Annotated in this window: 18 protein-coding genes; 14 read left to right on the top strand and 4 right to left on the bottom strand. The window is 41.7% G+C overall.

Going from position 1 to position 18,087, the window contains the following annotated elements:
* Nucleotides 1-7 precede the first annotated feature (7 nt).
* The 8 genes from ACFVU8_RS05135 to ACFVU8_RS05100 all read left to right on the top strand — a co-directional run bounded on the left by ACFVU8_RS05135 (nucleotide 8) and on the right by ACFVU8_RS05100 (nucleotide 8,552).
* A complete protein-coding gene (locus tag ACFVU8_RS05135; RefSeq protein WP_387426084.1) occupies nucleotides 8-1,261 on the top strand; it encodes a PTS transporter subunit IIC in 1,254 nt (417 codons plus the stop codon).
* 23 nt (nucleotides 1,262-1,284) lie between these two features.
* Nucleotides 1,285-1,950 carry a ribulose-phosphate 3-epimerase gene (gene rpe, locus ACFVU8_RS05130; RefSeq protein ID WP_379466951.1) on the top strand — a complete coding sequence of 222 codons (666 nt, stop codon included), beginning with the start codon at nucleotides 1,285-1,287 and terminating at the stop codon, nucleotides 1,948-1,950.
* Entirely contained in the window at nucleotides 1,947-2,999 is a 1,053-nt protein-coding gene (locus ACFVU8_RS05125; RefSeq protein WP_387426083.1) for a galactitol-1-phosphate 5-dehydrogenase, read from the top strand. The genes rpe and ACFVU8_RS05125 overlap by 4 nt, the downstream gene beginning before the upstream one ends.
* A gap of 10 nt (nucleotides 3,000-3,009) precedes the next feature.
* Entirely contained in the window at nucleotides 3,010-3,573 is a 564-nt protein-coding gene (gene hxlB, locus ACFVU8_RS05120) for a 6-phospho-3-hexuloisomerase (RefSeq protein WP_387426082.1), read from the top strand.
* Between the two features lie 64 nt (nucleotides 3,574-3,637).
* Nucleotides 3,638-5,695, top strand: coding sequence for a BglG family transcription antiterminator (locus ACFVU8_RS05115; protein ID WP_387426081.1), 2,058 nt, complete (start codon nucleotides 3,638-3,640; stop codon nucleotides 5,693-5,695).
* A gap of 39 nt (nucleotides 5,696-5,734) precedes the next feature.
* On the top strand, nucleotides 5,735-6,205 hold the full coding sequence (locus ACFVU8_RS05110; RefSeq protein WP_387426080.1) for a PTS sugar transporter subunit IIA: 471 nt from the start codon (nucleotides 5,735-5,737) through the stop codon (nucleotides 6,203-6,205).
* Between the two features lie 257 nt (nucleotides 6,206-6,462).
* Nucleotides 6,463-7,149, top strand: a complete 687-nt coding sequence (locus ACFVU8_RS05105; RefSeq protein WP_387426079.1) for a MarR family winged helix-turn-helix transcriptional regulator — start codon at nucleotides 6,463-6,465, stop codon at nucleotides 7,147-7,149.
* Nucleotides 7,150-7,199: 50 nt separating this feature from the next.
* Nucleotides 7,200-8,552: an MATE family efflux transporter gene (locus tag ACFVU8_RS05100; RefSeq protein WP_387426078.1), complete on the top strand. Its 1,353-nt coding sequence runs from the start codon at nucleotides 7,200-7,202 to the stop codon at nucleotides 8,550-8,552.
* 102 nt (nucleotides 8,553-8,654) lie between these two features.
* Here ACFVU8_RS05100 and ACFVU8_RS05095 read toward each other — a convergent pair whose 3' ends face one another.
* Nucleotides 8,655-9,107: an Lrp/AsnC family transcriptional regulator gene (locus ACFVU8_RS05095; RefSeq protein WP_387426077.1), complete on the bottom strand. Its 453-nt coding sequence runs from the start codon at nucleotides 9,105-9,107 to the stop codon at nucleotides 8,655-8,657.
* A 170-nt stretch (nucleotides 9,108-9,277) separates the two neighbouring features.
* Between ACFVU8_RS05095 and ACFVU8_RS05090 the strand changes: the two genes are divergently transcribed.
* From ACFVU8_RS05090 to ACFVU8_RS05080, 3 genes are all read left to right on the top strand, one after another.
* Nucleotides 9,278-10,174 carry an alpha/beta hydrolase gene (locus ACFVU8_RS05090; RefSeq protein WP_387426076.1) on the top strand — a complete coding sequence of 299 codons (897 nt, stop codon included), beginning with the start codon at nucleotides 9,278-9,280 and terminating at the stop codon, nucleotides 10,172-10,174.
* A gap of 383 nt (nucleotides 10,175-10,557) precedes the next feature.
* Nucleotides 10,558-11,844 carry a cytosine permease gene (gene codB / locus ACFVU8_RS05085; RefSeq protein WP_387426075.1) on the top strand — a complete coding sequence of 429 codons (1,287 nt, stop codon included), beginning with the start codon at nucleotides 10,558-10,560 and terminating at the stop codon, nucleotides 11,842-11,844.
* Nucleotides 11,813-13,081, top strand: a complete 1,269-nt coding sequence (locus tag ACFVU8_RS05080; protein WP_387426074.1) for a cytosine deaminase — start codon at nucleotides 11,813-11,815, stop codon at nucleotides 13,079-13,081. Before codB ends, ACFVU8_RS05080 begins: the two co-directional genes overlap by 32 nt.
* Nucleotides 13,082-13,233: 152 nt before the next feature.
* Here ACFVU8_RS05080 and ACFVU8_RS05075 read toward each other — a convergent pair whose 3' ends face one another.
* Together ACFVU8_RS05075 and ACFVU8_RS05070 are read right to left on the bottom strand one after the other, a co-directional pair.
* On the bottom strand, nucleotides 13,234-13,740 hold the full coding sequence (locus tag ACFVU8_RS05075; protein WP_387426073.1) for a GNAT family N-acetyltransferase: 507 nt from the start codon (nucleotides 13,738-13,740) through the stop codon (nucleotides 13,234-13,236).
* A gap of 104 nt (nucleotides 13,741-13,844) precedes the next feature.
* The gene (locus ACFVU8_RS05070; protein ID WP_387426072.1) at nucleotides 13,845-14,663 is read right to left on the bottom strand and encodes an ROK family protein; all 819 of its coding nucleotides are present in this window, start codon (nucleotides 14,661-14,663) and stop codon (nucleotides 13,845-13,847) included.
* Nucleotides 14,664-14,856: 193 nt separating this feature from the next.
* Here ACFVU8_RS05070 and ACFVU8_RS05065 point away from each other — a divergent pair, with 193 nt between their 5' ends.
* The 3 genes from ACFVU8_RS05065 (at nucleotide 14,857) to ACFVU8_RS05055 (ending at nucleotide 17,178) form a co-directional block, all read left to right on the top strand.
* Nucleotides 14,857-15,900, top strand: a complete 1,044-nt coding sequence (locus tag ACFVU8_RS05065; RefSeq protein WP_387426071.1) for an ROK family transcriptional regulator — start codon at nucleotides 14,857-14,859, stop codon at nucleotides 15,898-15,900.
* Between the two features lie 180 nt (nucleotides 15,901-16,080).
* Nucleotides 16,081-16,719 (top strand): sugar O-acetyltransferase, encoded by a 639-nt coding sequence (locus ACFVU8_RS05060; RefSeq protein ID WP_379466965.1) that lies wholly within the window; start codon nucleotides 16,081-16,083, stop codon nucleotides 16,717-16,719.
* A 201-nt stretch (nucleotides 16,720-16,920) separates the two neighbouring features.
* Complete coding sequence (locus tag ACFVU8_RS05055) at nucleotides 16,921-17,178, top strand: MFS transporter (protein WP_387426070.1); 258 nt, start codon at nucleotides 16,921-16,923, stop codon at nucleotides 17,176-17,178.
* Nucleotides 17,179-17,180: 2 nt separating this feature from the next.
* Here the strand turns inward: ACFVU8_RS05055 and ACFVU8_RS05050 are convergent, their stop codons facing one another.
* Nucleotides 17,181-17,972, bottom strand: a complete 792-nt coding sequence (locus tag ACFVU8_RS05050; protein ID WP_387426069.1) for an AraC family transcriptional regulator — start codon at nucleotides 17,970-17,972, stop codon at nucleotides 17,181-17,183.
* Between the last annotated feature and the right edge of the window lie 115 nt (nucleotides 17,973-18,087).

The raw sequence follows: 18,087 nt of genomic DNA, 5'->3' as shown, positions 1-18,087 counted from the left end.
AATCATAATGGATACTTTGCATAATATTATAAAATCTATCACCGATATGGGTGCCACTGCTATTTTGCCGTTAATAATAACCTTACTTGGCTTAGTCTTTCGAATGAAATTTGGGAACGCTATCAAATCTGGGTTATTAGTTGGGGTAGGTTTCTTAGGATTAACATTAGTAGTTGGCTTACTTAATTCTTCGTTAAAACCAGCAGTCGATTATTATGCGAAGATTGGTTCTGGATTTACGATCGCGGATATTGGATGGCCTGCTGTTGGCGCGGCCTCTTGGGTGCCCCCTTTTGCAGCACTAGCAATTCCGCTTGGTTTAATTATTAATTTAGTATTAGTTCGACTCAAATGGACTAAAACATTAAATGTTGATATATGGAACTATATGCATTTCTTGATTCCAGGGGCTTTAGCCTACTTCCTTTTTGATAGTTTCTGGATCGGATTGGTAATCACATTGGTAATGTCTGTTATTGCTTTATTTGTAGGCGATCTGATTGCTGCAAAATGGCAAGAATACTTTGGTTTAGAAGGTACAACGAATACAACGCTCATTTATTCAGCTTGGGGATATCCGATTGCCTGGCTGGTAAATAAAATCATTGATTTCATTCCCGGTTTGAATAAATTGGAGTTTTCACTAAACAAAATTAATAAAAAAATCGGCGTTCTTGGCGATCCCGTTATTATTGGATTTATTGTTGGTGTAGTTCTAGGCGCGATCACTAAAAGACCAATTGCGGAGATCGTAACTATGGCTACGGGAATAGCCGGAGTAATGGTATTAATGCCTAAAGTTGTTGGAGTGATGATGGATGGACTGTCTCCAATCGGGAAATCAGCCAGAGACTTTATGGTTAAACGCATGGGAACGGACTCCAAGCTCAATGTAGGAATGGATATCTCATTAGGCTTGGGTGATCCAACTACGATTACAACTACAGTTGTGTCTATTCCACTTGTGATGTTGATGGCACTCATTCTGCCTGGCGTTCAATTCTTTCCAATAGGACTGTTAATGTCTGTTACCTATATCTCTGTAATGTGTACTCTAGCAAGCAAAGGAAATCTATTCCGTTCGATTGTATCGACAGTCGTATTTTGTATTATCACATTCTATCTGGCAGGATTGGTTGCACCAGGTGCAACACAAATGCTTACTAGTGCAGGTGTTAAGTTAGACGGTTTAGGGACAGATGTTACATTTACTGGTTTTTGGAGCTTAATTATTTATTGGGTAAGCACTTTAGTTAACTAGGAATTAGGGAAGAGGAAACGATCATGACTTTAATTTTGCCTTCATTGTTTGCTGCAGATTTGATGAACTTGAAAAGTGAATGCGATGTGTTATATGAAGAAGGATTTCGAGTGCTTCATGTAGATATGATGGATGGAAATTTCGTTCCTCATATCGCATTTGGCCCAGAGCAAATTAAAAACTTAAAAAAACAAGTGAATATGAAATTGGATGTTCACATGATGGTGTCGGCCCCAGAGCAGCACATAGCGAGCGTGTTGGAGACTGGAGCAGAAATGATATCGGTACACTATGAATCAACGCCTCATATTCGCTATGTCATTGATCAGATTAAGCAAAATGGTAGGAAAGCAGGGATCGTCATTAACCCTGGGACGGACACTTCCTTACTGAAACCTTTCCTAAACATTATTGACTATATTCTAATTATGTCGATCAATCCTGGAAGACCTAATCAAGTTTTCATAGAAGAAACGATTGATAGAATAAGAGAACTGAAAGTACTGATAGGTGACCGGAGGATTCAGATTGAGGTTGATGGTGGAGTCGATGAGAGTATAGCCAGTCAATGTATTGAAGCAGGCGCCTCATTAATTGTTATCGGTTCTTACTTATTTGCTAATGACAAAGCACATGTGAAGAATTTGAAGAGTCTAGAACATGGAGAGAGAAAGGAAGAGAGAAAATGAAATCATTAAAACTGTATGGTGTAAGAGATCTGCGTTTTGAAGAAGCGGAAAAACCCCAATTACTGGATGGAAAAGATGTCATTGTAAAAATAAAAGCATGTGGTATTTGTGGATCTGACATCTCTCGTTATAAAAAATTAGGTGCACACACACCTGGTCAAGTATGGGGACATGAATTTGCAGGTGTAGTAGAACAAGTTGGCGATGAAGTAACAAATCTGAAAGTCGGAGATCATGTTGCTGGATGTCCAGCACTAATAGATGAAGACGATTATTATTACCGGGCAGGTCAACCAGCTAGAGCAAATTCATTGCATGCAATAGGTGCTAAGGAACCTGGTGGATTTGCTGAATTCATTAAACTCCCAGAGAAGAATCTAGTTAAAGTACCTGATGATTTAGATTTCGATTCTGCTTCAATGGTAGAACCATCTACTGTAGTTTTACATGGGTATTATCGGACCAATCTATCGGTTGGCGATGATGTGGTCATTGTTGGAGCGGGGGGAACCATTGGGTTGTTTGCAGTTCAATGGGCAAAAATTTTTGGCGCGAAAAAAGTAATTGCGGTTGATATTGATGATGAGAAACTTCAAATTGCCAGGGAATTAGGCGCTGATTATACAATTAACTCTCTAAATGAAGATGTTCTGATAAAAGTTGCTGAGTATACGGATGGCATGAATGCAGATATTGTAGTTGAAGCAGCCGGAACGCCAAATACAGCAGCAACTGTGTTTGGTTACGCCAAAAAAGGCGGCGGTGTTGTATTTCTGGGTATCCCTTATGCAGATGTTGCGATGGAAAGATTTTATTTTGAAAAAATCCTAAGAAGTGAGCTAACCGTATGGGGATCATGGAGTTGTGTATCTGCACCATTCCCAGGTAAAGAATGGGCAACGACGGTTCACTTTATGCACAATAACAGATTAAATACTAAAAAAATGATTACACATCGAATACCACTTGAAGAGAGTCCGGAAATGTTCGAGCGATTAATGGAAAGAAAAGAACTTATCGGCAAAGTAATCATGTATCCAGAAAGCTGAAGGTGAATCTATGAATACTTTAGCGAAACAAATGGAAGTCATTTTGAGTGAATTGGAAACAGGCACTACCTTAATGAACGTTGCTGAGAGTGAGCAAGTCTTGAATGCCCTGTACCATACAAAGCGAATTTTCCTTGCTGGCTCAGGCAGATCTGGTTTAGCGATCCGTGCGTTTGCTAATCGACTGCTTCACTTGGGTAAGACTGTGTATATGGTTGGAGATATTACGACTCCAAGCATACAGGCAGGAGATGTTTTATTTATCGGTTCTGGTTCTGGAGAGACCGCAGGTCTCATTGTAAATGCCAAGAAAGCAAAGCAATCCGGGGCAACGGTAATTCTTAATACAACAAATTCGCAGTCCACTTTGGGTAAACTTGCTGATTATCTGCTTGTGATCAAAGTTGACAATAAAGAAACGGACACCAATGCAATGGAATCATCTGTTCAGCCGATGGGATCGGCATTTGAACAATTAAGTCTCCTCTTGTATGATGCGATTGTATTAGAATGGGTAGCTTCATTTAATGTAACTCATGATGATATGAAATTAAGGCATGCCAATCTGGAATAAGCCTTTTATCAAATCCTCTGGATCTGTCAATATTATGATTAACAAGGAAGGAGGGAAGAGAGCCATGCAGCTTGATGATCGAAGCAGTAGCTTGTTGCAAGAATTGTTATCAAACCCAAGTGTGAAGAGTAAGAACCTGGAAGTAAAGTACGGGCTGAGCCGAAGGCAAATTAGTTACAGCTTAGAAAAGATCAATGACTGGTTAGAGGGTCAACATCTGCCAAAAATCGAACGTAATCAACAAGGTGACTTTATTGTAGATGCCACTCTCTTCTCTGCTGTCCCTGATGAAGTAAACAAGCCCTCAACAAAAAAATACATTTTTTCTGAAGCAGAGCGAGTCGAACTTATTATTCTAATGCTCCTGAGCCGTTGTGAAGAACTATCATTGATTCATTTTACCAGTTCCATATATGTAAGCAAAAATACGATACTCAATGATTTGAAAATGGCGCAAAGCATAGTCGAACCGTATGATCTCATTATCCGTTACTCCCGGCGTTTCGGATACTCCATTGAGGGTCTTGAATTTCAAAAAAGAAAGTTATTGATAGATGTCGTCAACAAAATTCATCACATGTACAACGGGGAAACATGGGTTCAACAATTAGCCGAGATCACTGAAGAAGAAGTACAACTGATTCATGAACGTCTTGAAAAGATTGAAACCCATCTGAACTTGAAATTTACAGATGATAAGATGACAACATTGCCACATATCCTACTGATCTTACTGCGAAGAATCAAACTTGGAAAAACCATTAACTCCTTTCATATTAACTATGAGGAATTGTCGGATACCAAGGAATATCAAGCGGTTCAAGAATTACTAACCGACTTTGCGTATATACCGACCGAGGAAAGATTATTCATAACCCTCCAAATTCTTACCACAAATGTATCCTCGTCGGAGCGTTTAGAGGAAGATCTCGTAACGGATTTAAATCAGGCATTGGAAAAAATGCTGGAGCTATTTGAGCAAATGTCCTGTATTCTCTTGCAAGACAAAAAGCAATTATTGCATATGATGATGCAGCATATAAAGCCTGCATATTATCGCATTAAATACAAACTCACGATTACGAATCCACTGCAAGAAACCATTAACAGTGAATTCATTGAATTGCATCACCTGGTAAAAAAATCTGCATTACCTTTGGCTGAATTCATTGGTTGTGATATTCCAGATAGTGAATGTACCTATTTAACGATGCTTATTGGCGGCTGGTTAACCAAGCAAGGAGACAGCATTCTAAGTAAAACAAAAGCAGTAGTCGTTTGTACGAATGGAGTATCCATTTCTAAACTTTTGCTGATTACGTTGAATGATTTATTCCCTGAATTCATTTTTCTGGATTCCTTATCTGTGAGGGAGTTTAAGACGTATGATTTGGAATATGACATTGTTTTTTCTTCCGTATATCTGCAAACAAACAAACGATTATTTATTGTCAAACCCATACTTCAAAACGAAGAAAAAAGCTCTCTGCGTAAGCAAGTGATGGAATCGTTACACGGATTCACCCCATCAGAATTAAGCCTGAAAAATATTTTAGAGATCGTTGAGAAGTATGCAATCATCCAGAACCGTAAACTTCTTGCAAAAGAATTGCAACATTACTTTACCAACCAGCACTCGTTGTCTTTCAAATCACAGCCGGAATTACAAAAAACAAATTTGCATGACCTAATTATGCCAGAGAATATTACATTGCTTCCTTCAGTATCTTCTTGGGAGGAGGCAGTACGATTAGGCGCACTACCGTTGCTTCTTAATGGGAGCATTAAACCTTCTTATGTAGAAGCTATGATCCAACATTATGATGTGGAAGACCCGTATATCATTATTAGTCCATATGTGGCAATTCCTCATGATAAACCGGAAAGTGGTGTGAGTGAAGTATCCATGAGTTTGCTTCGTTTAGAGCAAGGCGTTGAATTCGCCAAAAATCGGCCAATTCAAATTGTTGTTATTATAGCCGCTGTTGATAAACAACAGCACTTAAGGGCATTAGTGCAATTAATGAAACTTGTTGAAAGTAGGGAAGATTGCGAAGCTATTATTCGTGCCCAAACCCCAAGCGATATCCATAACATCATCACAAAATATGGTTCGGATTAGGACTGGCTATTTAGATTCAATAAAAAGGGAGTAATTTTTATGAGCGAAAAAACAATAAACGGACTCATATTTGATCACGACTTGATCCAGTTGAACGCACGCTATGATTCGAAGGAAGAGCTTATCAAAAGCTTTGGAAAGAAGATCGAAGAGAAACAATATGCCAAACAAGGATATACAGAATCCTTACTTCAACGCGAAAGTGAGTATCCGACCGGAATCAATATGGGGACTATTGGAATAGCTATTCCTCATACCGATAAAAAATTCGTTAATGAAACTACGATTGGTGTGGCAGTTTTAGATCATAGCGTAGAGTTCCAAGATATGGGGAGCGATGAAACTGTCAACGCAGAAATCGTAATGGTACTTGTGGTTAAAAACCCTAAGATGCACATCTCTTTTTTAAAGAATCTGACCAGATTGTTTCAAGAAGAAGAGTTTATAAATAGTTTTAAGAATGCTACTAAACCTTCTGAGATCGAGGCAATCCTCTTGAAGTTGCTCTAATAGAAACACATCGATAAAGCATACGACAAAACACCCGCAAACAGAAGGCGTTCCTTCGTGTTAGCGGGTGTTTTGTGATAGATCACAAGCGTGATTTTCTTTTTTATAAAAGAGTATATCAACATATTAACGGTACCTGTAAGAAAAGCTTTGACATGTTCAACAGGTACCGTTATAATACGAATCAACAGGTACCGTTACATTGATTAACAGGTACCGTAAACAAAACAACCAAACCCAATCAAGGAGGATTTATTATGGACATGAATACCGAACTATACGAAAAGCTGGCGAAACTGCAATGGCTGCTGCAAAGGAAACAATTTAAAACCCACGCCGCTGTTGGTCCTATGGCAGACACATCACGCGGGCAAGGCAGGATCCTGGCGTTTCTCCGGATGAAAGACGGGATCAGCACAAAGGATTTGTCCTATATGCTGGACATCCGCGTATCATCCCTCAATGAGCTACTTGCAAAATTGGAGAAAGCGGAATATATCACACGTAGACCTTCAGAAACAGACAAACGTATTATTTTGATTTACTTGACGGAAAAAGGACAAAAGGAAGAAGAGCAGGAGACAGACGGTGGCAACATCTTTTCTGGTCTGTCACCAGAAGAACAGGTTACTTTCGGGGAATATCTCACCCGCGTCATAGCCGCCTTAGAGGAGGAGCTTGGAACCGAAGAAGAACGTGACATCATGGCGATATGGATGAAGGCTGCGCGGGAGCGTATGGGAACAGAGGAATTTGATCGATTAATGGCCATGCGCGAACAGATGGGCAGAGAGTGGAGAAATTCTGGGGACGAGCGCTTTGGCGGAAGATTCCCCGGGTTTGGACGGGATGGACGCGGTAGCGACATGCGCGGATTCGGCTGGCCCTCCAGAGACGATAGAAATGCTTCGACTGATAACTCACAAGACCCGGAGGATAAGTAAGCAGAACATTTCCACCAAGTTCAAAATAAATAAAGATAGTGGTGAACCCTATGGATGCAGAAAACCTCCATTACTTTGAAAAAGCCCCGGTCGCTAAAGCCGTCGCTCACTTCGCTATACCGATGATGCTAGGCACATCAATGAGTGTTATATACTCTATCTTGAATGCCTACTTCCTTGGTACACTCGGCAATACTGCCATGTTAACCGCACTGGCGCTAACCTTACCGTTATTCGCGATCATTATGGCGCTAGGCAACTTGATTGGCGTCGGTAGCGGTACATTCATCTCCCGTTTGCTGGGAGAGAAGCGATATGAGGATGTAAAGCATGTGTCTTCATTCGCTTTTTACAGCAGCTTGATTCTCGGTATAATCTTGATGGCTGCCGGCTTCCCGTTAATTGAACCAATCGTTCATAGCCTGGGAGCAACACCTGACTCCTTTGGATTTACGAAGGACTATGTCACGATCATGTTAATCGGTTCACCATTCATCGTATTATTCTTCACGCTGGAGAATATCGTACGTTCAGAGGGAGCAGCCATCACATCAATGGTCGGTATGATTCTCAGTGTTGTCGTGAATATTATCCTCGATGCATTAGTGATCTTCGTGTTCCACTGGGATGTGATCGGCGTTGCGTCTGCTACAGTCATTTCCAACTTGGTTGCGTGTGCATTCTACGCTTTCCATATCAGATATAAGAGCCAATTCTTTACCCTCTCCGTAAAATGGTTCAAGGCTACCAAGGAGATTCTCAGCAATGTACTCAAAATCGGAATTCCCATTTTTATCATGAGTGTCTTTATGGGAGCAATGTCACTCATCTTTAACCATTATCTTATTGAATATGGGGATCAGGCCGTAGCAGCCTTCGGTATTTCATCACGTTTATTGCAATTTCCTGAGTTTATTCTGATGGGATTATGTGAGGGTGTCGTGCCGCTCATTGCCTTCACTTTTGCAGCGAACAAATTGCGTATGAAGCATACCATTGGATTTACGATTAAAACGATAGTGGCGTTGGCTGTCGTGTTCGGCATCATCGTCTATCTGATTTCCGACCACTTAATCGGTTTGTTTACCAATGACCCGCTATTAATTGAAATGGGCAGCTACATTCTGCATGTGACGTTCTTATCCTTGTTCATTACAGGAATGACGTCGTTGTTCACAGGGATCTTCCAAGCAACTGCGCAAGGAACCGCCGCGTTCATTATGTCAATTATTCAAGGACTTACGCTGATTCCAGTGCTCTATATCGCCAATCAAATGAACGGATTTCACGGGGTGATCTGGTCGCTTGTTATTTCGGATGCTGTAGCATTCCTTGTTGGTGCCTTCATGTTGTATGTTCTGCGAAACAAATTGCAGCCAGACTTGGAAGCTTTAGCACAATAGAAATAGAAAGCAGAGAACATGCAAAAAGACAGGTTAAGGGTATCCCCAGATCCTGCCTTTTTTTGTTATATAGACGGGAGATACTAAACCTTCATAAGAAACTCATTCCGTTTCTGCAACTTCTTCAAGTGAATAGATGAGAGGCAGATGCTCGATCGGTGACGACATAATGATCTGAATGGTATAAGTTCCGTATTTATCACACTGTTTACCAAACTCTTCAATGGAAGACGTAGAGTCAGTCACGACTTTTAATAAATAATTGTAATCACCACTGATCCGATGACACTCTTTTATATAAGGGGATGTACGGGCGAAATCAAGAAATGCAGAGCAATCTCTAGTACGCAAAAGCATATATGCCGCAGCGTTTTTGCCTATTTTCTCAGGTGAAAGGACTGTCCGATAACCCTCAATAACCCCTTTTTCCTCCATTCGTCTAACTCGCTCCGATACCGCAGGCTGGGACAGGCCCACATATTTGCCGAGCTCTGTCATCGAAATTCTTCCCTGTTCCTGAAGATAAAACAGAATTTGCTTGTCTACTTGATCCATTACAACTAGCTCCTTTTAAACTAAAAGTGAAGTACCTATAATTCAAAGTATTCCTTAGCAAATTGGCTATAATTCATCGATTGCGCTATGCAAATTATTCATATTCATTATTATAATAAACTTGTATCAATCAAGTATCAATACACTAAAATTCAGATAGGAGTAATGTTATGAAAGAGTCATTGTTAAAAGCACACCGTCTATTTAAAGATAATCTGCCAAGTTATTCAGCATCCGTTGATGAGGTTCGTAAAATTACAGAAGAACAGATGTGGGGCTCATTGCCGGTAGCAAGTGATTTGATAACAGAAGAGGTAGACATTGATGGGATGCAAGGGGAATGGCAATTCTTCCCTGAGTCCAGCGAAGAACGTGTGCTATTATATTTGCATGGCGGCGGGTATATGATGGGAAGTATTAATTCACATCGAAGTGAATCCAGCGAAATAGGAAGAGCGGCTCAGGCACGTACATTGACTATAAATTATCGTCTGGCCCCGGAACATCCTTTCCCTGCTCCGATTGAAGATGCGATGAAAGCTTACAGTTGGTTACTGGACCAAGGATATCATCCCAAAAATATTATTATTGCTGGTGAATCCGCAGGGGGGAACCTTACGGCAGCCCTTTTAATGTACATCCGTGATACCGGGACACCATTGCCGGCAGGTGGGATCATGATCTCCCCATGGATTGATTTAGGACTAACCGGGGAGACGTATACCACCAGAGAGGGAGTAGACCCGATTAATACAAAGGCAGCCATTCAACAATTAGCTGATAATTATTTAAATGGTGTCTCCCCGACAGTTCCGTATGCCTCGCCGATTCACGGCGATTTGAGGGGATTGCCCCCAATCTACGTCATGGTCGGAGAAGCTGAAGTTATGTTAAGCGAGTCCTTAACTTTTGTGACACGTGCAGCATTGGCGGGCGTCGATATCCGTTTCAGATCTTGGCCGGCTATGTTCCATAACTGGATCTTCTGTCACTCTTTCCTGGAAGAGGCCAGAGAAGGAGTAGATAGTGCAGGGGCTTTCATGGAAGAGCTGTACACAAAACAATAAGTAAATCAGAGTTTCAAAAACCTCAGGTGATTCAAAACCTGGGGTTTCTTGTTGGTTTAGTGCACGAAAAAAGCGAATTGAAGCTTGCGAACAACTCAGGATAATAACCATTGGTTAATAATGACATTGACATTCGCAGGTTTTTCCAGAATAATAGAGTCTAATTGAATACTGGTACCTTTAATTCAGTCCAGAGAGGCTGGCAAGGGCAGCGGATTTTTATAATCACGCGTGAATCAGGGCATATTCCGTCAGGGGCTGCTCTGTGTCTTCGCGCGGGTTATGATGTAAAAAAGAGGCTACTTGTCAGTTTGAGACTTGACGAGTAGCCTCTTTTTTCTGCTTTTTTTGGTATCAGAACACTTTAACTTGGAGGTATTCTGATGAGCAAACAAGATCAAGAGTTTTCCTGGCAAGCAGTGCCGAAAACACAAAGAAACCATTTTTGGAAGACATTATCCGTGATGCTAGGGTTCACTTTCTTCTCGGCAAGCATGCTGGCAGGGGGGACGCTCGGAGTCAGCTTGACGTTCATGGAGTTCATTGGCATCGTGCTTGCGGGTAATTTGGTGCTCGGCATCTATACGGGGGCACTGGCGCATATTGCTGCCAAAACGGGCCTGTCCACACATTTGCTAGCAAAATATGCGTTCGGTCAAAAGGGGTCGTACCTGCCTTCGTTCCTACTCGGCTTCACTCAGGTCGGATGGTTTGGTGTCGGCGTGGCCATGTTCGCGATTCCGGTCGCCAAAGCGATGGATTGGAACGTGTACCTGTTGATCTTCCTGTTTGGTATCGCAATGACAGCATCTGCCATCTTCGGCATGAAGTCGCTCGTCATTCTGGGTTACATTGCGGTTCCGGCCATTGCGATTCTCGGCGGTTACTCCATGTTCCAAGGCGCAGACACGCTCGGTGGTCTGCAAGGGCTGTTCGATTACACACCGACACAAAGTCTCACTGCAGCAGCGGCGTTAACCATTTGTATCGGGTCATTCATTAGCGGCGGCACGCTGACGCCAGATTTTGCCCGGTTTTCACGGACGTCCAAGCAGGCGGTTACCGCAACGGTTATTGCCTTCTTCCTGGGGAATTCACTCATGTTCCTGTTCGGTGCAGTCGGCGCAATGGCGTATAACCTGGCAGAAATCTCGGAGGTCATGTTCCTGCAAGGATTGCTCATTCCTGCGATCATCGTTCTGGGGCTGAATATCTGGACGACCAACGATAATGCTCTTTACGCTTCCGGATTGGGCTTTGCTAACATCACTAAAATTTCGAAAAAGTTCTTCGTTATCGTAAACGGCATCGTGGGTACCGTATTCGCGATGTGGATGTACAATAACTTCGTCGGTTTCTTGAATGTACTGGGCGCGGCGGTGCCGTCTATCGGAGCTATCATCATCGCGGATTACTTCTTCGTGAAGCGTAGAAACTATAAACCGTTTGCCGAAATGACTTTCAAGAATGTAAACTGGATAGCGATGGTGGCTTGGGCTATCGGTGTTGCATTTGCCCAGCTGGCTCCTGGAGTAACGCCATTGAACGCACTGATCGGTACGGCGGTCGCCTACATCGTATTGATGCTGATCATTCCTGCGAAAGAATCTACACAAAACAAAGAAATGGGGAAAATAAATGATTATACAGAACGCGAAATTGCGGGGTAAAGAAGGTCTATGGAATATCGTCGTGAAGGACGGGAAGTTCGAACAAATTACGCAGACGCTTGAAGCAACTGCAAATGAGGAAGTAATTGATGTAAACGGCTCTCTTGTACTGCCACCGTTCATTGAACCTCATATTCACTTGGATACCACGCTGACGGCGGGCGAGCCGGAATGGAATTTGAGCGGAACGCTGTTCGAAGGCATCCAACGTTGGTCGCAGCGTAAGGCATTCCTGACGCATGAAGATGTTAAAACGCGTTCCAAAACAGCGCTGAAATGGCAAATAGCGCAGGGCATCCAGCATGTGCGGACACATGTGGATGTTACAGATCCAAGTCTGACAGCAGTCAAAGCGCTGCTTGAAGTGAAAGAAGAGATGGCACCATTCGTCAATATTCAGCTTGTCGCTTTCCCGCAGGAGGGCATTCACTCTTATCCGAACGGCGCGGAACTACTGGAAGAGGCACTAAAAATGGGCGTTGATGTGGTCGGCGGTATTCCGCACTTCGAATTCACGCGGGAATACGGCGTAGATTCCATGAAGGTGGCATTTGATCTCGCTGAAAAATATGACCGTCTCATCGATATCCATTGCGATGAAATCGATGATGAACAATCCCGTTTCGTAGAAGTAGTCGCCAAGGAAGCCTACGAACGCGGATTGGGCTCCCGTACGACAGCAAGCCACACTACGGCGATGGGCTCCTACAATGACGCATACACGTACAAATTGTTCAGATTGCTGAAGATGGCTGACCTGAATTTCGTCTCCAATCCACTGGTCAACATCCATCTGCAAGGACGTTTCGATACATATCCGAAAAGACGGGGACTAACCCGTGTCAAAGAATTGCAGGAAGCAGGTTTGAACGTGTGCTTCGGTCATGACGATATCTTCGATCCATGGTATCCGCTAGGCACGGGCAACATGCTTCAGGTGCTGCACATGGGCATCCATGCTTCGCAATTGCTCGGTTACGATCAAATCGTGAACTCTATCGATCTCATTACGAAAAATAGCGCAAGAACGTTACAGATCGAAGATGTGTACGGCATTGAAGAAGGTAAGCCTGCCAACTTCATCGTTCTTGAAGCAGAGAACGAATATGAGGCTATTCGCAAACAAGCAGGAATACTTTATTCCTTCAAAGGCGGCCGCAAAATCGCAGAAACGAAACCGCGGGAGACGTCGATCATTCTTGAAGGCGGTTCGGAGAAGGTCACTTTCAATAAATAATCGAATAAAGCATGCGATGCAACAAGCAGAGCCTGCGTATTAATCCAAAAATCCCCTCATAGTAAACAGGACAACAAGAGATCGCTTGATCTTGAACTCTTCCTGTAAACATGGGGGGATTTTTGTTCTCCGGTTGGGTGCTGTAAGTCCTTTTACATTTCCACTGAAATAAGGTAATTACACTTCCCATTTTCTAAATACTGAAGTCGCCCAGAGTTTGCTTCAATAACCTTTCTTGATGATAGGTTTACTTCATTACAGGTTAAGAGCAATTCACTAATTTTCTTCTGTTTTGCCGCCTTAATCAATTCATTAAGAATGATGTACCCATATCCCTTGCTTCTCTCGCTTGGTCTAATGGTATAGCCGATGTGTCCTCCTGATCTTCTTAAATCTTCATTTAGATAATGGCGAAGCTTACCAATCCCGACAGGTCTTGAATTAACCAATAGCCAGTATGTTGTTTGGGGGACATAGTGAGGAGGGAGATTTGTACCTTCGGACATATCAACCTTTCCTTTTAAGAATTTAGGAAAGTCTACATAGGGGATATCAAATCCAGAATTAATATAGCCGTTTTCTCCGGGTCCTAACTCGACAATCATTTCATAAATATCTTCACCATCATCTTCGTTAGCTGGGCGTAACTCAATTAACAACCATCCCAACCTCCAGTCATAGTATCAAAGTTATAGTTTAACTCATAATACCACATATTGGGATTAATCTTTCCACTAGCTTAATCAAGCGGCTGCAGGCGGACCTACAATTCGATCAATTCCATTGCTCGTTCCATTAAGCCGATCTTGTAACTTTGATCTAGATTCTCCCTAAAGATCACTTCAGGTATCATCAGCTGCGGGATGTTGTTTGAGCAATTCATTATTATGTCTTTAACATCGGCTTTACAGAGTAAATCACCCGTGACAACCACTGTTTTCGGTTGTAGTTTTGGTACCATGCTTATTACCGCGTCTGATGCTTGAATGACTGCAGTGGATCGTTTGTGAATTCGGTTATTTGAAAAACCTGAAGGAAGAAAGTATGACTCACTGAACACTTCTTTAGAAGCTACATGCGGGCTTCCATTTTCCACAAGTCCAGATCTAGGATATTTATTTTTATCAAATGAAACAACAACAATAGTAGCGTCACCCAAATCATTTTGCTCAAGATAAACGCCGTATGCTATCAAATTCATTTCATTTTCAACGAGTACTTTTGTATTAAACTTTTCCTGAAGGATAGACTCTAAAGGAACATGAATCAAGGAGTGAAATTCACAGTTTTTAATAATTCCCTCATGAACTGAACCGCATAGTCCAATCCCTATTCCTTTTAATGAGATATATGTTTCCTGCAATACTTTAATAATATCCACGATAGTATCAAGGTTTATTTGCCATAACTCAAGGTGATATGTATGGGTATGTTGTTTAGTCAAATCAGTAACCGCGTAGGTAAAAGAGACCTTATTGGACTTACTTTTTATAAAAATACAAACGATAAATGATGAAGTATCGTCATCTATTAATTGATAATTTGTGCAGTTATTCAAAGGGTAGGTGTTAGATACATGCATATCGTACTAAGGCCTCCTAATAAATCGCATCAACTTATTAAACGTGTTTAATAACTGGGGAGAATCATACCAGAATCAAATTATTATTACAACACCAATATTAATAGAATAGTTGAGAAAACGAATGAACTTTGCTACACTTTCTTGGGTATTTTAAATGTTCAATAAGTCAACTGATGAGGTGGGGTTATCATTGAATGAGTTACTTACAAATGCTAAGGATATGAAAAAGGCCATTCTTCAACGTATCCGTACTCATCTTCTGCATATTGAAAATGCGACTAAAGCTGAAATTAGTGAATCGTTAGGACTTAGTTTTCCAACTGTCAGTAAATTTTTAAAGCTGATGGAGGAAGATGGCGAGGTTTTTCCAGCTGGAGTGGATCGCTCAAGTGGTGGAAGAAGGGCTATGAGATACCAGTATAATCCGGATTATAAGCTGGGACTAGCTATTTTTCTGGAGAAAAATGCGACAAACTACGCTGTATATAATTGCCTCGGGCAATTGAAAGAACAAGGTACAATGGCAAGTCTCTTATCTGCAGATGTTACAAACGCCGCTAAAACTATTGAGAATTTAATTAAGAAGCATCCTAAGCTTGGTTCAATTGCTGTTGGTGTTCCTGGCTCTGTAAAAAACGGAGAGATCATTTATATACCTAATTACGAACAGTTTCGTACAGTTGATTTGAAGCATGATTTTGAACAGCAATTTGCTATTCCAGTTATTGTGGAGAATGATATGAATGCAGCAGTTCTTGGGTATACTCGTAAGAATAACCTATCGAACAAAGTAACAATAGTGTACTTGTATCTTGGTCAAAATGGTCCAGGAGCAGGTATTGTAGTGAACGGTGAGGTTATCCGGGGGAGTTCCTTTTTTTCTGGTGAAATTCAGTTCACCCCCCTATATGATCATTTGAATTTCGGAGAAGCTTTGGAGAAAAGGGACAGCGGAACAAGTGATCGTGCCACCGCTGATAAGCAAAAAACTGTAGATGTCATTAGCCGAATGGTAGCGACGTTTGCAGTGATGCTCAATCCGAATGCCATTATTTTTAATGCAGATGAAATAGATCGTTCTATGCTTCTACAAATTCGCACTAAGAGTGCCGAATACGTTCCGGAAGAGCATCTGCCTGAATTGATTGTAAGTGACTGGATACAGGATTATTTATACGGTTTACAGAGTCTCGGTCTAAATCTCATTGTGTCGGAAACAACCATTCCTGAATAACGAAGGAGCCCAATATGAGAATTGACCACATTGCAATTTATGTTTTATCGCCGAATCTAATGAGCAGTTAAGCCTCGGATTATTTTTCCGAGGTTTTTTATATTTCATTATTGACAAAATGGTGGAGATCGAACATTATGTATTTACTTTATAAAGAACATTAACTAAGGAGTTGTAAAGATGTTAGAAGAAGAGAGAATTTTTCGAGGTCTATTATTTAGTCCGGGTCACCCTGAACTTAAAAAGATCAAACGGCGCGCCCACAACCTTAGCCAACAATATAGCAGTACTTTTGAGGAGCAGACTGAAGAACGTGAAGACATCCTTCAGCAATTGCTTGCTAATAAGGGAGAGCATTGCTTTATGCAAGGTCCGATTTTTTTTCATTATGGAGCCCATACCGAGATCGGCGATCATTTCTTCGCCAATTATAACCTTACTGTGCAGGATGATGCCAAGGTTACCATCGGGAATCACACAATGTTTGGTCCTAATGTAACCATTGTTACCCCGAGTCACCCTTTTATTGCCGCAGAGCGTCAACAGATGATTGATCAACATGGAGATATCAAATCCTTATGCTACGCAAAGCCCGTAACGATCGGCAACAATGTATGGCTCTCTGCTAATGTAACGGTTTGTGGAGGTGTAACGATTGGTGACGGCTGCGTGATTGGTGCAGGGAGCGTTGTAACACGTGATATTCCAGAAAACTCGTTTGCTGCAGGTGTTCCGTGTAAGGTCATTCGTTCAATTACCGATGCAGATAGCATGCGCTATAAGCCGGAAATATTAGGGGATTGTCATATTCTTGAATAAAAACTGTAATCGTTCTAGGAATGGCTTTTGCTGAAGGTTCGGCAAACGACTGGATCCCGCTAATTATGGTGGACGGGTATAATGTTACACCAGCCCTAGGCTCTATAGCTTACAGTCTATTTGTAGCGGCTATGACGATATTCCGTATAACTACTCATTGTAATATTTGGCCAAAGCTATCACTTTGCCATTGTTGGAGTTGTGTTTTGGGGAATAGGCGCGGCATGTGGATTTCCGGTGGGCATGTCTGCAGCTGGAGACGATCCACGCGGTGTAGCTGCAAGAGTGAGTGTAGTATCGACACTCGATTATCTCGCCTCACTCGCCGGGCCGCCTTTAATAGGACTCATAGAGGAGTCTGTTGGTTTGCTTCGTGCTCTAATGATTATACTCATCGCGGTAACCGTTGCTGGTTTACTGTCACAGGCAACTATTTTTCCAAGTATTTATTCTACGTAGAATTAATGACCAACATCAGACCTTCCTCTGAATTCACTCGGGGTTAGACCTACGAACTTTTTGAATTGCCGCATAAAGTGTACATCGTTCTCATAACCGCAAATGCCGGAAATATGGCTAATTGTATACGATGTGTTCTTCAGTAAATAGGAGGCATGTCCTAGCCTGTTAAGAATGATGTCATTAATTACCGATATGCTGAAGATTTGTTTGTACATATGCTGAAAATAAGACCGGCTCATATTCATCTTATCTGCCAAAAATTCGACGGTATACCAAACAGAAGGAGAACTGAACACTTCATTTCTCAAATTCAGGAACGAATCATAGTATTTACTAATTTGATTGTGAGGCTCCACATGATTCCGAATATCGCTAAGCTTCATGAACAGAGAGCGAATGGTATAATCGATGATTTCATTGCGGAAGGTTCCGTTCTGCAGATTCTCCCAATGAATCTCATTCACTTTTCTGGAAATATAAAAGGGGTCGTGTGCTTTGATTAAGGTATCCAGAGGGAGGTTCAGCTGAGCGAAAAAGGACTCCGCTTCCTCCATTTCAAAATGGAACCAGTCATGGACCAGAGGTTGTTCGGCATCACGGTAGAAATACGGGCTGTTTTTGTTGAAAATAATAAAGGTATTGGGTTCAGCAAACATAACCTGTGATTGAATCCTCAGCTCCATTCTGCTCCGGAAGAAGATAAAGACGTAATCCCCTGAGCCGACCGGGCGGTCGACGGTAAAGCCCTCTGGATGGATTACATTGTATCCGCACCTCTTTAAAAGTATCAATGGATTTCGCCCCTTAATAAGATAATAGATCAGTCATTAGATAGGATAAATCATTTTCTTTCTTTGAACAAGATAGTAATCTGTGAAAGGCATACAGATAATACTTCAGTGATAA

Origin of the sequence: Paenibacillus sp. NPDC058177, from assembly GCF_042883835.1 — a bacterium.
GTDB lineage: Bacteria > Bacillota > Bacilli > Paenibacillales > Paenibacillaceae > Paenibacillus_AQ > Paenibacillus_AQ agri.
The sequence above is the reverse complement of the archived record's forward strand: the minus strand, read 5'-3'. Positions and strand labels throughout refer to the sequence as shown.

Bases quoted from the DNA above. Each gene is read 5' to 3' on its own strand.
- ACFVU8_RS05095 (WP_387426077.1), bottom strand. From the start codon at position 9,107: ATGGATCAAGTAGACAAGCAAATTCTGTTTTATCTTCAGGAACAGGGA.
- ACFVU8_RS05100 (WP_387426078.1), top strand. From the start codon at position 7,200: ATGGATGCAGAAAACCTCCATTACTTTGAAAAAGCCCCGGTCGCTAAA.
- ACFVU8_RS05125 (WP_387426083.1), top strand. From the start codon at position 1,947: ATGAAATCATTAAAACTGTATGGTGTAAGAGATCTGCGTTTTGAAGAA.
- rpe (WP_379466951.1), top strand. From the start codon at position 1,285: ATGACTTTAATTTTGCCTTCATTGTTTGCTGCAGATTTGATGAACTTG.
- ACFVU8_RS05090 (WP_387426076.1), top strand. From the start codon at position 9,278: ATGAAAGAGTCATTGTTAAAAGCACACCGTCTATTTAAAGATAATCTG.
- ACFVU8_RS05070 (WP_387426072.1), bottom strand. From the start codon at position 14,663: ATGCATGTATCTAACACCTACCCTTTGAATAACTGCACAAATTATCAA.
- ACFVU8_RS05080 (WP_387426074.1), top strand. From the start codon at position 11,813: ATGATTATACAGAACGCGAAATTGCGGGGTAAAGAAGGTCTATGGAAT.
- ACFVU8_RS05105 (WP_387426079.1), top strand. From the start codon at position 6,463: ATGGACATGAATACCGAACTATACGAAAAGCTGGCGAAACTGCAATGG.
- ACFVU8_RS05110 (WP_387426080.1), top strand. From the start codon at position 5,735: ATGAGCGAAAAAACAATAAACGGACTCATATTTGATCACGACTTGATC.
- ACFVU8_RS05060 (WP_379466965.1), top strand. From the start codon at position 16,081: ATGTTAGAAGAAGAGAGAATTTTTCGAGGTCTATTATTTAGTCCGGGT.
- codB (WP_387426075.1), top strand. From the start codon at position 10,558: ATGAGCAAACAAGATCAAGAGTTTTCCTGGCAAGCAGTGCCGAAAACA.
- hxlB (WP_387426082.1), top strand. From the start codon at position 3,010: ATGAATACTTTAGCGAAACAAATGGAAGTCATTTTGAGTGAATTGGAA.
- ACFVU8_RS05135 (WP_387426084.1), top strand. From the start codon at position 8: ATGGATACTTTGCATAATATTATAAAATCTATCACCGATATGGGTGCC.
- ACFVU8_RS05115 (WP_387426081.1), top strand. From the start codon at position 3,638: ATGCAGCTTGATGATCGAAGCAGTAGCTTGTTGCAAGAATTGTTATCA.